Origin of the sequence: Treponema sp. OMZ 906, assembly GCF_024181185.1 — a bacterium.
Classification (GTDB): domain Bacteria; phylum Spirochaetota; class Spirochaetia; order Treponematales; family Treponemataceae; genus Treponema.
The window spans coordinates 776,423-788,567 of the sequence record NZ_CP051196.1; the positions used below are offsets into that span (position 1 = coordinate 776,423).

Genomic DNA, 12,145 nt, shown 5'->3' on the forward strand with positions numbered 1-12,145 from the left:
TAGAGGTTTCTCTTAGATTTAAGTTGCGATGTTTTAATTTCAGTCATTATAATATCAAGACTGAAATTAAAACTCGTCGGGCGATTCTAAAAATCTAACCGAGTTTTTAGAATTGCCCAGTTGTAAGCCGGCTCTAATGCCGGCTTTTTTTTCGAGAAGGAAACGAGGCGATGATTCAATTTGCGGATGAAGCTTTAATCGAAGTTTCATCGGGAAAAGGCGGAAACGGATGTATTGCGTTCCGGCGGGAAAAATACGTGCCTAAGGGCGGCCCGGCAGGCGGCGACGGCGGGCGCGGCGGCGATGTGCTGTTTGAGATTAAACGGAATATGCGCACGCTTGTGCATTTACGCCATAAGCGGGTATTCCGGGCAAAAAACGGCTTGGATGGGCAAGGTTCAAAACGGTTCGGTGCGAAAGGTGCTGACTGTATTATTCCGCTTCCGCCGGGTTGCATTATTAAAGACGCCGATACCGATGAGCTTGTCTACGATTTCGGCGACCGGACTGAGGGGCTTATTCCTTTCTTGACCGGCGGTAACGGCGGCTGGGGAAATTGTCATTTTAAAACCTCCACTAATCAAGCGCCGCGCACCGCTTTGCCGGGACAGGAGGGCAAAACCCGCCGGCTTAAAATTGAGCTGAATATCATTGCCGATATCGGGCTTGTCGGTTTTCCCAATGCCGGTAAGTCCTCTCTGCTGGATTACTTTACCAATGCCCGCCCTAAGATTGCGCCCTATCCGTTTACCACCAAAATACCGAACCTCGGCGTCCTCCGCATCGATGAGGAACAGGATATTATCATCGCGGATATACCGGGGATATTGGAGGGCGCTTCGGAGGGAGTCGGCCTCGGTATCCGGTTCTTAAAGCATATTTCGCGGACGGCAGGGCTGGCCTTTCTGATTGACCTTTCCGATGAAAATTATTTAACCGCGTATGATACCCTCTGCGGAGAGCTTGCAGCCTATTCGGAAGAATTGGCTGCAAAAAAACGGGTTATTATCGCTACTAAACTCGATCTTGAGGGAACAAAAGAGCGGCTCAAAACTCTGCGGGAAAAACTTTCCGATGTGCCCGTACTCGGTATTTCGGTGTTTAACCGCTGGGGCTTGGACGAGGTTCGCGATGCGTTTGTTGCGCTGGTGGAAGAGCTTGCTGCAGCGGATGCGGATAAGAGCGCTGAAGCTTCGGCGGGGGGCATATCCGGCTTTGTTCAATCCGATGCCGCTACCTTTGGTAATGATGTTACCGCCGAAGGTTTATCGGCAGATATGGCTGCGGGAGGTATGTTTGATTTTGATAGCGCTGTTGTCAGCGGTTTTAACGATAGCGCTGCAGGAAGCAACCATTCTAATGCCGCCGGCGGTGTGCAAAAGACTATCGTACCGGCTGCGGCAGATAATAACTTTATGCATGCGGAACTGGAAGACCCCGTTTACGTGCAACAGGAAGGCTTCGGCGCAACGGTGAGTTTAAGCCGCAAGCGGAAGGGTAAAAAATGAGGCTCGCCGTATTGGGCGGATCTTACAATCCTATTCATATCGGCCATTTGATGCTTGCCGATGCGGTTGCTCTCTGTTACGGGTACGACACCATAGCCTTTGTCCCCGCATTCTTATCACCCTTTAAAGACGGACACTCCGGCTGCACTGCTGACGACAGACTCGCAATGGTGAAACTCGCAATCGCCGATAATCCGGCTTTCTATTGCGAACCCTGCGAGATACAGCGGCAAGGCGTTTCATATACCATCGATACGTTAAAATTCCTAAAGAAAAAATTTCCTCAATGTGAAGGAAAAATCGGGCTGATTATCGGCGATGATTTACTGGAAGGTTTTGCTGGCTGGCGTGAAGCGGAACACATACCCGATTATGCCGATATAATAGTAGGAAACCGCATTATAGACCGGTATTCCACGGAACGAGCCGCTTCCGCGGGCAGGGTTCCTCATTTGAGAGTAGATAATGCCCTGCTGCCGGTGTCTTCAAGCGGAATACGGGCAGCCATACAAGAAAAAAAGAGCTGGCGCTATCTTGTACCTTCAGGCGTATACTCGTATATTAAAGAACATAAACTCTATGAATGATATCCGTATTGAAGAATTCATCACAGCGCTGGACAGGTATGCACGAGCCAATCTTTCCGATTACCGCTATGAACATTCATGCAGGGTTGCCTCTTATGCGGAAGAACTTGCCCGCCGGTATGGCTACGGACACAGGCTGCAACGGCTTTGTTATCTCGCCGGTATTTCTCACGATATGTGCAAAGAAAAACCTATCGGCTTTCTGCTCCGCACTGTACGGACGGATGGGCAGCCTGTTACGCCCGATGAAGCGGCAAATTCCGAGTTGCTGCACGGGCGGGCAGCAGCGGTTTTATTGCAGGAGCATTACGGGATCCATAAAAAATCGCTTTTAAATGCGGTACGCTATCATACCTCTGCTTCTACAAAGTTTGATGCGTTAGGGCGGATTATCTATATTGCAGATAAAATCGAACCCGGCCGGAAAAATTGCGATTACTTACGGGAAAAGGTTGAGCAGCTGACGCTCGATGAGCTTTTTCTTGAAGTGCTGAAAGAGGTTATCGGCTTTGTGGAGTCAAAAGGAAAAAAAGTGCAGGCGTGTACGTATAAAACATATCGGTTTCTAAAAGAGAAAAATGTTTTACAGGGTAGGCAGCAGATACCGGATATGCAGACGAAAACGATCCGTCGGGAGGCAAGGAATTGAAAGAAGGAAAAAACATCATCTTTTTATTGCTCATCTTAGCGATGCTCATTCCTTCGGGGGTGATTGTGGCACGGAATCTCAATGTTGACCCTATCAGTACCTCTCTTTCTGAGGATAATGTGCTCAAGGTATTGTTTATCATCGAAAACGACAATGTTCCTATTTCTACGAATGTTGTTGCGCACTATTCACAAACACGGCGCGCAGCAATGTTCGATATCCCTGCGAATATCGGGTTGATTTTGCCTCAGCTTGGACGTACCGGAGGTATCGGTTCGCTCTATACGGAAAAGGGCGCGGCTGTCTATAACGGAGAAATTGAAAAACTGATCGGTGTAGACATTCCGTTTTATATTGTCTGTTCGCTGACCGACTTTATGCATTTGACGGATTTGCTCGGCGGTATTTCGGTTTTTATTCCTTCTTCCGTCGATATCGATTCCGAAAAATATGGAAAGATTTTGCTTCCCTCCGGTTCGGTGCTGTTGGATGGCGATAAGGTGCGCGACTATCTGTTGTATGAAGATGAGGCGGATGCCGAAGGTGAAGCGGTAACCCGTAAGCAAAAAGCGGTATTGGCCTTTCTGCGCAGTTTATATGAGCATCCCGAAATGCTCGAAAAAGAACAGTTTAAAGTGTTCAGCCCGTTGCTGCACGGCAATGTTACCGGCGGAAATTTAAAGCAGCTGTTGGAATATCTCTGCAAAATCGATTCGGAGCGGTTGGTGCCTCAGCGTTTAACCGGCGCGGTGCGTATCGTCGATTCAAAGGAATTACTCTTTCCGTTCCGCGACGGTCAGCAAATAAAAGAGATTGTCGGACAGACGCTTGCGGCGCTTGCTTCAAAAGAAGGTACAACGTTGGAACGGGTGTATGCGCTGGAAGTTTTAAACGGAACCGATGTGAACGGGCTTGCGCGGACTGCCTCCGAGCTGTATCAGAGTTTTGGGTATGACGTTATCCGTGTCGGAAATGCGGCACAAACGGGAGTTGAGCATACGGTTTTAATCGATAGAATCGGGAACGAGGCAGTGGCAAAGATTGTCGGACAGGTTGTCCGTTGCGAAAATATCGAATCCGCCCAAATCGGCGACGATCATTCCGGCAGCGAAACGAACGTCGACTTTACGTTGATACTCGGTAAAGATTTTAACGGCTATTCGGTACGGCAAAAAAAATAGAGAAGAGGATAAGAAAATATTATGGAAGTTAATTTTGAACAGGCGGCTTTAACATTCGGAACGATTTTGCGCGATCTTAAAGCGGAATCGGTGGTAGTGCTCGATTTACGGCAGGCGCATATTTGGACGGATTTTTTTGTGATTGCAACTATATCGAGCGGTAAACAAGCCGGCGGCCTTGAAGGCAAGATTATGGAAGCGGCGAAAGAGCTGCAGATTGAGGAATACCGGACTATCAGGAAAAGCCCCGACGGCGACGAATGGAAGCTGCTCGATTTCGGTTCCATCGTTGTGCATTTAATGAGTCCCACCGCCCGAAAATTTTACGACCTTGAACGTTTGTGGTATGACAGCCCTAATCTGTTAACATAAGGTATAAAGTGCCGGGAATCCCGAAAAAATGAAATTTCTAAAGATTCCTGATCGAGGGTTTTTAAAAGTAAAGTCTTGGAGTTCCGATAATGATTGCAGGAGTATTATAATGAAAAAACTTATTTTTATGATATTAACCGTGCTATCGGTACTCATGGTACCGATGTATGTGGTTGCAGATACATACCCATCGAAAACAACGACCGACAAAACCGTATCGCAGGAGAAACTGCAACCGGAAAATGATACTCAAAAGAGAGAAACAGGACAACCGGAAGAAAAAAAACAAGAGCTGGATGAGATTGAAAAAGCCCGCCAAGCATTACAGTACGGATTGGAATCCGAAATACTTGAGGTAATCAATAAGGTTGATAAGCGAGATTTTGAAACACTGCAAGGCGATTTTAACCGTCTTTTTATGGAGACAAAGAGTCCTGCCGTGCGCGAGGGGCTTTTCGGTTTGTATCAAAAATACAATAATACTCAACTGACAGATGCTGCAGTTGCAGTGTTGGAAGCTTATGAAGCCCAACAACGGACGCTGGTAAAAGCGGTGCTGTCTTACCTCGCAACGGTAAAGCCGGAACTTTCATCCGGCTTAAACGAGGCGCTGCAAAAAATACTTACCCAAAATGCTGCGGAATACGGTGTAGAAACGGTTTCTGTATTAGGAGAAATCGGTGGTAATGAAGAGGCGTCCTTTTTAGTAGAGTATTTTGACAACTTGACAATTGACGATGCAAAGCAGGAACTTATTTTAAAACAGACGATTATGGCTGCGCTTGAAAAGTTACATAGTGAAGATACCCGTACATTTTTGCTGAATCGGGCGCAGGATGAAAACGAAAATATTTATGTTCGTTCCAGTGCTGTTGCCGGTCTTGCCCAAATGGGAAAACCTGATATTGTGCCTCTGCTGGCCGAATTTTTCGAGCAACCGGAACCGCAGCTACGGGAAGCCGCAATACGAGGGGCTGCCTCTTTCGATACGGATGAAACCCGAAAGCTCATCTTGCAGGGATTCAAAGATAGCTATTATAAAGTTCGGCTCGAAGCCTTAAAGACCGTACAAAAGACAAAGATGCAGGAGGCTGCGTCGTATGTGTTGTACCGTGCGAAGTATGACCCGACGGATGCGGTTCGGTTTGCAGCGATAGAAACGCTGGCGGTATTGAATACGGCAGAAGGCAATACATGGCTTGCCGAAACATTCCGTGATTCTAAAAAGAGCGAAAAACTGCGGGTTACAATCCTGAGCGCAGCGTTGAAGCATAATTCTACGGCGCTCGCAGCCGATTTGGATACGGTGGTGTTGGCAACCGTAGCAGATAAAAAGCAAAAAAAACTGCGATATGAGTTCGGTAAGGAAATTGCAAAAATAGAAAATACTGCAACGGCAGAAATTTGCAAGGCTTTTTTACAAAGCGATGATGTGTTAACCAAGAGTATCGGGCTCGATATGTTTAAGACGAACGCTCCTTCGGATGCCCGCACGTTAGTAGAAGCCATCGCGCGAGACGAAAAACAAGGTGCGTTGCAGCGCCGTGCTCAGCGATTACTGGAATAGCGATGGAGTAGGCATTACCCATGGCTTGCATAATCTTTTTCTTTATGGTACTATTCATAAAGAACTTTATTATCCTTATAAGTCTAGGCAGGAGTCGTTCAAACGGCTCTTTTTTTGTTTACGGGAGTTGATGCAATGGAATATGTGCAAAAAGAAACCGTTCCGTATTTTACCGATTATGAACAGCTTGTTACCGGTCTCGGATATAAATTGGTTGATTTGCAGATTGTTCATCAAAAAACAATGTGGCTGGTAAAAGCCGTTATCTACAGTAAAGATGGAGTTGGGATAGATGATTGCTCAAAGGTACATCGGGCATTATTATCACGTGCAGAAGTTTTGCTCAATTCTCAGGATATTCAAATGGAAGTAAGCTCTCCGGGGCTTAACAGAGTGATAAAAAATGCAGCAGAATTTCAAGCCTTTATCGGAGAGAATATAAAGGTATTGGAAGTTTCCTGTCCCGATTGGGTTGAGGGAGAATTGTTGGCTGCGGATTCGACGGGCATCTGTTTAAGTATTTCCGGCGGGCAAAGAGATATCCGGTATACGGATATAAAAAAAGCGAAATTGAATAAGATCTAAGGAGTCGTGATGGCTGGAGTAAAGATTGAAGATGTCCGTAAATTCGCGTTGGAAAAAGAACTGGATGAAGATCTTGCATTGAAAATTGTTGAACAAACATTGAAAGCTGCATACAAAACAGCTTTTAAAACCGATGTTAATGCGGTTGTTATCACCGGCGATGATGCAGTAAGCATATATGCTCGTAAAAAAATTGTTGATGATGTTGTGAACCCTGTGCTTGAGGTGGATATAGAAGAAGCAACAAAGCTCGCTCCTGACTGTGAACTCGGCGATGAGCTTCTTTTCGAGCTGGATCCTAAGGATTTTAAGCGTGGTTCGATTCAAGCGGGTGTACAGCGCGTGCATCAATCGACGCGAGAAATTCAAAAGGACAGCATTTACTCCGAGTATAAGGCGAAAGAGGGCGAGATTATCATCGGTTATTATCAGCGGAAGAAAAACGATAATATTTATGTCGATCTCGGAAAAGTCGAAGGTCTTTTACCGCGGAAATTTCAGCTTCCCCAAGAGATATATCATCCGAACGATAGAATAAAAGCTCTTATAAAAGAAGTAAAAAAACACCGGCAATCAAATGTCGTGCAGCTTATCCTTTCTCGTACCGATCCCGATTTTGTCCGCCGCTTGATGGAGCTTGAGGTTCCTGAAATTTACGATAATATTGTTGAATTGTACAAAATTGTCCGTGAACCCGGCTACCGAACAAAAGTCGCCGTTATCTCTCATAGAGAGGATGTGGATCCTGTCGGCGCCTGTGTCGGTCCGAAAGGTACTCGTATCCAGACGATTATTACCGAGTTGGAGGGGGAGAAAATCGATGTGCTTGAGTATTCGAGTGATCCGGCAGTATTTATTGCCAATGCCCTCTCTCCGGCTGAAGTATTGGATGTTGTTATCCTTGATACGGAAAAACGTACGGCACTTGCCGTTGTTGCGGAAAGTCAGCTTTCAATCGCCATTGGAAAACAGGGTTTGAATGTTCGGCTGGCAAACCGGTTGGCGGATTGGAGTATCGATGTAAAGACTGAAAAACAGTTCCAAGAGATGGATATCCATGCTGAAACTCGTAAGGCTGCAGAAGAGCTGTTCAATGATGATGTCGCTTTACTGACAGAGGTTGAAGGCATCGATCCTGATGTTTTGGCGCTCTTGCACGAAAATCATATTGAAACAGTCGAACAGCTCTTGGATACTCCGCGTGAAGAACTCTGTGCACTTCCCGGTATGTCGGAAGAAAAAGTTAATGCTCTTGAGACGTTGATCAGCGAATCATTTGAGATTGTCGATGAAAATCAAGAGCCGGAACAAGAAGTGCAGTCTAAAAATCAGCCAATATCTGCATCTGCTGAAGATGAGGAAGAAGAAGTATACGAATGTCCCGAATGCGGGGCTCCGATTACGATCGATATGACAGTCTGTCCTAACTGTGGTGTCGGTTTAAGTTTTGAATATGAGGACGAAGAATAGGAGTCGTATGGCAGAAGGTATCGAAAATACTCAAGAACAAAAAGTTATTCTCAAAAAGGCAAAGCCCGATTCTGCATCGGTAGCGGCAACCCAGCCTCAAGCACAGCAGACCGTGGAACAGAAACCGGTACGGACAATAAAGCGTAAACTTAAACCTGTAGCGCACCCTACTTCGGCAGCGGCTCCAGCCAATACTGCGGGAAGCCGCCCTTCCGGTGAACAAAGGCGACGTCCTGTTGTATCTTCAACTCCTGCGGACATTTCTACTCAGGCAAAAAAAATACCGGAACGTTCGACTCAGTCACTGGAACGAAAAAACCCCGCCCATACACAGGGAGATGAAACCCGCCGCGTACAAAAGCATAGCGGCGAGCGCATAGAACGTTATGATAGGAACCGACCTGAAAAATCAATACGGAGAGAAAGTACCGAAGCCCAATCCCAGACTCAACAGGCGCAAGCGGATAGTAAGAATCAAATTCGCTCACTGGATTTAAGCAGTAAACGGCCGGATCGGCGCGCAGGAAATCTTGCCGGCGGTTCCAAACCTACGAGCCGTTTTGGTAGCCAAGGTAACCGTCATAAGCCCGGTTTTATGGATGGACAGGGACGGACGCAACGGCAACAGGATGGACGCGGTGATCAGAATAACCGTGGAGGACGTTTGGGGGGCTATTCGTCGGATAGATCGCGGGCAGGTGGTTTTAATAAGCCCGGTTTTCAAGGTGGGCAGAATAGAGGCGGCGGCCGACCAATGGCGAGTCCAATGCCGCTTGAAACCAATAAGCAAAATACCAAAAAAGCGTTTAAAGGTAAAAAGACCTATTCACGCAAGGATCAAGAAAGCGAGTTCTTTGAAGAGAAACTGCTTCAGCAAAAGAAAAAGGCTAAAGAAAAGGTAAGTGCTGTTCCTAAGAGTATCGAGATAATGGAATCTATTTCCGTTGCGGAATTGGCTCGGAAAATGAACCTTAAAGCCTCCGAGCTTATCGGTAAGCTGATGGAAATGGGCATGATGGTAACGATGAATCAGTCCATCGATGCGGATACTGCGACTATTCTTGCTTCGGAATACGAATGCGAGGTAAAAATCGTCAGTCTCTATGATGAAACCATTATCGAAACCGTCAGTGATGAAAATGCCGAATTGCTTACACGTCCGCCGGTCGTTACTATTATGGGGCATGTCGACCACGGTAAAACAAAGACATTGGACGCTATCCGCAGTACCAATGTTACTGCCCATGAGTTCGGTGGTATTACACAACATATCGGCGCTTATATGGTGTCTACTCCCAAAGGTAATATTACCTTCCTCGATACGCCCGGCCACGAAGCCTTTACGATGATGCGTGCGCGTGGCGCCGAGGTTACCGATATTGTCGTATTGGTGGTTGCAGCCGATGACGGCGTTATGCCTCAGACTATCGAAGCGCTGAACCATGCAAAGGACGCAAAGGTTCCGATTATTGTTGCGATTAACAAGATCGATAAACCGGAAGCCAATCCTGATAAGATAAAGACTCGCCTCGGTGAACTCGGCCTTGTTGCCGAAGAATGGGGCGGAGACACGATCTATGTTCCTATTTCAGCCTTGCAGAAGAAAGGTATCGACGACCTGCTTGATGCAATTCTGTTACAAGCGGAAGTATTGGAGCTCAAGGCAAACTATAATTGCCGCGCAGAAGGAAAGGTCGTTGAGTCTAAAATCGATCACGGTCGGGGCGTTGTTGCAACGATAATCGTACAGCGTGGAACGCTCCATACCGGTGACCCCTATGTCGCAGGTGTATATTCGGGGCGTGTTCGCGCTATCTTTAACGATAAAGGTGAGAAGATCGACGAAGCGACGCCGAGTATGCCGGTGGAGATTTTGGGGCTTGAAGGAATGCCCAATGCGGGAGATCCCTTCCAAGTCACCGAATCCGAGCGTATGGCTCGTCAGATTTCGTTAAAACGGCAAGAGCTCAAGCGGTTTGAAGATTCACGTAACGTGAAAAAGGTAACGCTCGATAACCTGTATGAAACGATTACCGACGGCGAAGTACTTGAGTTAAAAGTAATTATCAAGGGTGATGTGCAGGGATCGGTAGAAGCCTTGAAGCAATCGCTCGAAAAGCTGTCTACCAAAGAGATACGCTTAAATGTTATCCATGCGTCTGCCGGTGCTATCAATGACTCCGACGTTATGCTTGCCGCGGCGGATTCCAATGCGATCATTATCGGCTTCAATGTTCGTCCTACGTCGCAGGCAAAGGCGCTGGCAGAGCAGGAGAAAGTCGATATCCGTAAGTATAACGTTATCTATAAAGCGGTTGAAGAAATTCAGCAAGCGATGGAAGGAATGCTTAGCCCCGATATTAAAGAGAATGTTATCGGTATGGCGGAAATCCGCAGCGTTATCAAAGTACCTAAGGTTGGTAATATTGCCGGTTCTTACGTACTTGAGGGTACAGTGAAACGGAATAGTACGGTTCACCTTATCCGCGACGGGATTGTGGTGTTCTCCGGTAAGCTTGCGTCCTTGCGCCGGTTTAAGGATGATGTCAAGGAAGTGGCCGCCGGTTATGAATGCGGTATTGCACTTGAGAACTTCAACGATATAAAAGTGGGCGATCAGCTTGAGATTATCGAAACTGTCGAGGTTGCACGCAAGCTGACTGATACGCAGCATTATGAAGCGCCCGAAGTTCATACCGATAACGGAGAAGCAGCCAAATGAGTGAGTTCCGATTGGATAAACTTGCGGAGCAAATCCGCGAAGAAATTTCCCAGTTGATTTTTTCGGGAAAGATAAAAGATCCGCGCGTTTCCAACTTTCTTTCGATAAACAGGGTGGAGGTGTCCGGCGATCTTGCGTATGCAAAGGTGTATGTTTCCAGCTTTATGGATGCGCATAAGACAAAGCAGGGTGTCCGGGGTTTGGAAAACGCAGCGGGATTTATCCGTACAAGTTTGGCAAAAAAATTGCACATCCATCAATGTCCTCAGTTTACCTTTATCTATGATGAAAGTATCGAAGATGGCTTTAATATGGTAAAAAAACTTGAAGCCTTAGAAGCGTCGTCTAATTCCGGGAACAATGCCCAAGAGTGACCCTCAATTCATTATCCCTTTTGCAAAACTGGCCGGCATCACCAGCTTTACCTCCCTTTGGCAGGTAAAGCATGCGCTCGGTACTAAAAAAGTGGGGCATACCGGTACGCTCGACAGCTTTGCTGACGGTTTACTTGTATTGCTTTCCGGGAAATTGACCAAACTTGTACCGTATATCACGGATTTTGATAAAACCTATCGCGTGCTGTTCTATTTCGGGAAGGAAACCGATACGCTCGACCCCGAAGGCGCCGTCATCGCCGAAAAGCCGCTTCCAGTGTATGCCAACTTTATTGCAGCAATTCGGCAGCTGACCGGAACCATCGAGCAAGTACCGCCTGTTTATTCGGCGGTAAAACAGGCAGGTGAGCGGCTTTCCGATAAAATACGGCGTGGAGAAGCAGTAACCGTACCGCCCCGAATCGTTACCATCTATAACATCGATATCGAAGAAATTTTTTATGCACCGGAAGCTGATACGGGCGTTGAACATCTTGAAGCGGATGCAGCCGCATTGAGTACGGCTCAAAAACTGTCAGGCGCCGAAAAATCCGAAATAGGCGCAGCTCAAAAAGTGCTTGGCGCCGTTCTGTGCGTGCACTGTTCTAAAGGAACATATATCCGTTCATTGGTGCGGGATATTGCGCACCGCTGCGGGTCTGCCGCGTATGTCTATGCGCTTAGGCGTACGGCTGTCGGGCCGTTTACCCTTGAACAGGCGGCAGGCTTTCCGGCGTTGCCTCCTTTCGGAAGCACTGCGGCGGGTATGGAAAGTGTATCGTATTCGATTACCGAAGAAGAGATAAATCGGGCGGCGCTGTCTTTGAATGAAGAAATCGCCCGCGCTATGCATTTTCAAATAGCGGTGCTTCAAGATAAATATTATCCTGCGTTTATAAACGGGAAAACCATCAGCGGGCACTGGTTTACGGAAGTGCAGCCGCTTTCGGACGGCGGAACTATCGCAGTATTTTATCAGAACATCTGTGCAGGTTTGATCACGAAAAACGGTAACCGGTTTCATTATCAAATAGTATTTAACAGGGGCGGGGTAAACGCATCAGATGTGTAAATTGATTCGTGCGGCGTATATCACAAAGAATCTGATACGTTTACCCTGATAGGCTGGA

11 protein-coding genes are annotated in these 12,145 nt (G+C 46.9%); all 11 read left to right on the top strand.

Annotated elements, in window-relative coordinates; genetic code table 11:
• Nucleotides 1-170 precede the first annotated feature (170 nt).
• The 11 genes from obgE (at nt 171) to truB (ending at nt 12,087) form a co-directional block, all read left to right on the top strand.
• Nucleotides 171-1,508 (top strand): GTPase ObgE, encoded by a 1,338-nt coding sequence (gene obgE, locus E4N69_RS03470; RefSeq protein ID WP_253824528.1) that lies wholly within the window; start codon nt 171-173, stop codon nt 1,506-1,508.
• The gene (gene nadD, locus E4N69_RS03475) at nt 1,505-2,095 is read left to right on the top strand and encodes a nicotinate (nicotinamide) nucleotide adenylyltransferase (RefSeq protein WP_253824529.1); all 591 of its coding nucleotides are present in this window, start codon (nt 1,505-1,507) and stop codon (nt 2,093-2,095) included. Before obgE ends, nadD begins: the two co-directional genes overlap by 4 nt.
• A complete protein-coding gene (gene yqeK, locus E4N69_RS03480; protein ID WP_253824530.1) occupies nt 2,088-2,744 on the top strand; it encodes a bis(5'-nucleosyl)-tetraphosphatase (symmetrical) YqeK in 657 nt (218 codons plus the stop codon). The genes nadD and yqeK overlap by 8 nt, the downstream gene beginning before the upstream one ends.
• On the top strand, nt 2,741-3,925 hold the full coding sequence (locus E4N69_RS03485) for an LCP family protein (RefSeq protein WP_253824531.1): 1,185 nt from the start codon (nt 2,741-2,743) through the stop codon (nt 3,923-3,925). The genes yqeK and E4N69_RS03485 overlap by 4 nt, the downstream gene beginning before the upstream one ends.
• A 21-nt stretch (nt 3,926-3,946) precedes the next feature.
• Nucleotides 3,947-4,297 carry a ribosome silencing factor gene (gene rsfS / locus E4N69_RS03490; protein WP_253824532.1) on the top strand — a complete coding sequence of 117 codons (351 nt, stop codon included), beginning with the start codon at nt 3,947-3,949 and terminating at the stop codon, nt 4,295-4,297.
• Between the two features lie 109 nt (nt 4,298-4,406).
• On the top strand, nt 4,407-5,864 hold the full coding sequence (locus tag E4N69_RS03495; RefSeq protein WP_253824533.1) for a HEAT repeat domain-containing protein: 1,458 nt from the start codon (nt 4,407-4,409) through the stop codon (nt 5,862-5,864).
• Between the two features lie 135 nt (nt 5,865-5,999).
• On the top strand, nt 6,000-6,449 hold the full coding sequence (gene rimP, locus E4N69_RS03500) for a ribosome maturation factor RimP (RefSeq protein ID WP_162662699.1): 450 nt from the start codon (nt 6,000-6,002) through the stop codon (nt 6,447-6,449).
• 9 nt (nt 6,450-6,458) lie between these two features.
• The gene (nusA, locus tag E4N69_RS03505) at nt 6,459-7,919 is read left to right on the top strand and encodes a transcription termination factor NusA (RefSeq protein ID WP_162662701.1); all 1,461 of its coding nucleotides are present in this window, start codon (nt 6,459-6,461) and stop codon (nt 7,917-7,919) included.
• Nucleotides 7,920-7,926: 7 nt separating this feature from the next.
• Complete coding sequence (infB, locus tag E4N69_RS03510; RefSeq protein ID WP_253824534.1) at nt 7,927-10,641, top strand: translation initiation factor IF-2; 2,715 nt, start codon at nt 7,927-7,929, stop codon at nt 10,639-10,641.
• Nucleotides 10,638-11,015 (top strand): 30S ribosome-binding factor RbfA, encoded by a 378-nt coding sequence (gene rbfA / locus E4N69_RS03515; protein ID WP_162662704.1) that lies wholly within the window; start codon nt 10,638-10,640, stop codon nt 11,013-11,015. The genes infB and rbfA overlap by 4 nt, the downstream gene beginning before the upstream one ends.
• The gene (gene truB / locus E4N69_RS03520; protein WP_253824535.1) at nt 11,002-12,087 is read left to right on the top strand and encodes a tRNA pseudouridine(55) synthase TruB; all 1,086 of its coding nucleotides are present in this window, start codon (nt 11,002-11,004) and stop codon (nt 12,085-12,087) included. Before rbfA ends, truB begins: the two co-directional genes overlap by 14 nt.
• Nucleotides 12,088-12,145: the final 58 nt, after the last annotated feature.